This window comes from Streptomyces niveiscabiei, from assembly GCF_001419795.1.
In the GTDB taxonomy this organism is placed as follows: domain Bacteria; phylum Actinomycetota; class Actinomycetes; order Streptomycetales; family Streptomycetaceae; genus Streptomyces; species Streptomyces niveiscabiei.
This window is the reverse complement of sequence record NZ_LIRL01001114.1, coordinates 1-2,960: the sequence shown is the minus strand read 5'-3', so window position 1 is coordinate 2,960 and position 2,960 is coordinate 1. Positions and strand designations below refer to the sequence as shown.

Here is a 2,960-nt window from a genome sequence, read left to right as displayed (position 1 = left end):
CCGGGGGGTGTCCGTCCTCGGGCCGGCGGTGCTGTTTCTTGTGGGGTGGGGCGTGTTGGCGCCGGCCGCTGCGGGCGGACACCCCCCGGACCGTCCCCTTCCCGCCGTTGGCGGCTTTCCCCCGGCGGGGGTTCCTGTGTTTTCCGGGTTGTGCTTCTTCTGGTGCGTTGCAGCGGCCATCGGTGTGGAGGGTGGGGGCGTACGGTCGGGAAGCTGTGTGGTGCGCTTGACATGGAAATCGAACATCCATTCTGATGGGGGCACCGGCGAGGCGTTCGGTGGGGATGTACGAGGGTGTTTTGCCCGAGTCTGGGTGTGTAAGTGACCTAGTTATCCACAGGCTGGACCGGCGTCGAGGCGCGTTGTCAGTGGCAGGCGTTAGCGTCTTTGACGTGAAGCGATCGACTCAAGCAAACCGGGTGGAACCCATGGCAGGCACGGACCGCGAGAAGGCGTTGGACGCCGCGCTCGCACAGATTGAACGGCAGTTCGGCAAGGGCGCGGTCATGCGCATGGGCGAGCGGCCGAACGAACCCATCGAGGTCATCTCCACGGGATCGACCGCGCTGGACGTCGCGCTCGGCGTCGGCGGCATCCCGCGCGGCCGTGTGGTGGAGGTGTACGGCCCGGAGTCCTCCGGCAAGACGACCCTGACACTGCACGCCGTGGCCAACGCGCAGCGGGCCGGCGGCCAGGTGGCCTTCGTGGACGCGGAGCACGCCCTCGACCCCGAGTACGCGCGCAAGCTCGGCGTCGACGTCGACAACCTGATCCTCTCCCAGCCGGACAACGGCGAGCAGGCGCTGGAGATCGTGGACATGCTGGTCCGCTCCGGCGCTCTCGACCTGATCGTCATCGACTCCGTCGCCGCGCTCGTGCCGCGTGCGGAGATCGAGGGCGAGATGGGCGACAGCCACGTCGGCCTCCAGGCCCGGCTGATGAGCCAGGCGCTGCGGAAGATCACCAGCGCGCTCAACCAGTCCAAGACCACCGCCATCTTCATCAACCAGCTCCGCGAGAAGATCGGCGTGATGTTCGGCTCGCCGGAGACCACGACCGGTGGCCGCGCGCTGAAGTTCTACGCCTCGGTGCGGATGGACATCCGCCGGATCGAGACCCTGAAGGACGGCACCGAGGCGGTCGGCAACCGCACCCGCGTGAAGGTCGTCAAGAACAAGGTCGCGCCGCCCTTCAAGCAGGCCGAGTTCGACATCCTCTACGGCCAGGGCATCAGCCGCGAGGGCGGCCTGATCGACATGGGCGTGGAGCACGGCTTCGTCCGCAAGGCCGGCGCCTGGTACACGTACGAGGGCGACCAGCTCGGCCAGGGCAAGGAGAACGCCCGCAACTTCCTGAAGGACAATCCCGACCTCGCCAACGAGATCGAGAAGAAGATCAAGGAGAAGCTGGGCGTCGGAGTCCGCCCGGAGACGGCGGCGGCCGAGCCCGCGGCGGACGCCGCTACCTCCACCCCCGCGGCCGGCGGCGCGGACGACGCGTCCAAGACGGTTCCCGCTCCCGCAGCCAAGGCCGCCAAGACCAAGGCCGCGGCGGCCAAGAGCTGATCCTCCGTGACACGACGAACCGACTGGGCCGACCCCTTCGACCCCGACGCCTTCCGGGGCGCGGGGGCGCGGGAAGCCGACCCCGGCCAGGACCGGCGGGGCGGTACCGGCCGGTCGGCGCAGGGCCCGTACGACGGCGACCGGCTCGGGGACGACTCCGCCCCGGGCCGCGGCCGGCGGGGAGGCGGCTCGTACGCGGATGCCGACCTGCTCGGCGCTCCCCCCTGGGGCGACGACCGGGATCGTGACGGGGAGCCCGGCGGGCGGGGCGCTCGCGCGGGGCGTGGCAGGACCGGCGGGGGTGGTCCGCGCGGCGGGCGCGGCCGTCGCCGCAATGGCTTCGGGGAACCGTCCAGCGGGCGGTCCACCGAGGGGGAAGGCGTTTCCGACTCGTCGAGGGCCGAGAAGGAGCAGCCTTCAGGGGACCCGGCTGAGCGGGCGCGGGCGATCTGTCTGCGCCTGCTCACCGGGACCCCGCGCACCCGCAAACAGCTCGCGGACGCCCTGCGCAAGCGGGAGATCCCGGACGAGGTGGCCGAGGAGGTGCTCTCCCGGTTCGAGGAGGTCGGGCTGATCGACGACGGCGCCTTCGCGGACGCCTGGGTGGAGTCCCGGCACCACGGCCGGGGCCTGGCCCGGCGCGCCCTGGCCCGGGAACTGCGTACCAAGGGCGTCGACTCCACGCTGATCGACGAGGCGGTCTCCCAGCTCGACTCCGAGCAGGAGGAGACGACCGCCCGTGACCTCGTCGCCCGCAAGCTGCGCGCCACGCGGGGGCTCGACCGGGACAAGCGGGTCCGTCGACTCGCGGGGATGCTCGCCCGCAAGGGCTACTCCGAGGGCATGGCTCTCAGGATCGTCAGACAGGCGCTGGAGGAGGAGGGGGAGGAGACCGACTTCCTGGACGGGGAGTTCTGAGGTGGGGGCACCGTCCGGGCCAGGGGCTTCCCGCCCCGGCGGCCCGGCGTGACGGCTTCGGGGCGACGCGTGATGTGAGGGGGCGTCACCGGAAGCAGGGCGGTGTCCCGAGGTCTTCGGCGGGAGTGCGTGCCCCCGGGCACCGGTGGAGCGTTGTCCTGCTGGGGCGGGAGTGCAGTCGTGGGGGCGGCGGTCGGTACGTGGCGCCGGGACCGGTGGTCCCGGGCCGGTGACCGCCGAGGCGGGGGCATCGGAGCGGCCGGCTCCGGGCAGGGTGGACGCGCGGGGGCGCCGATCGTGTCCGGGCCGGGCTCGGTGTGCTGCCTGGGAACAGGCGGCTCTCCTGGAGCGGCCGGTCTCCACCGAGGGCTGGTGTTCGTGCACGGGCGGACAGGCCGCGCCGCCCTTCCCATTACGGGTGGGGGTAACCCCCGTGCGAAGACGCCTGATCGCCGCAGTGCACGGGCGGGTGGGTGA

The 2,960-nt window shown here is 72.0% G+C and carries 2 protein-coding genes; both read left to right on the top strand.

Annotated features, from left to right (window positions below; genetic code table 11):
- Positions 1-428 precede the first annotated feature (428 nt).
- A complete protein-coding gene (recA, locus tag AOK24_RS40705; RefSeq protein WP_055724942.1) occupies positions 429-1,565 on the top strand; it encodes a recombinase RecA in 1,137 nt (378 codons plus the stop codon).
- 6 nt (positions 1,566-1,571) lie between these two features.
- On the top strand, positions 1,572-2,483 hold the full coding sequence (gene recX / locus AOK24_RS40700) for a recombination regulator RecX (RefSeq protein ID WP_055724941.1): 912 nt from the start codon (positions 1,572-1,574) through the stop codon (positions 2,481-2,483).
- Positions 2,484-2,960: the final 477 nt, after the last annotated feature.

Coding starts and splice junctions, on each gene's coding strand:
- recA (WP_055724942.1), top strand. CDS start 429: ATGGCAGGCACGGACCGCGAGAAGGCGTTGGACGCCGCGCTCGCACAG.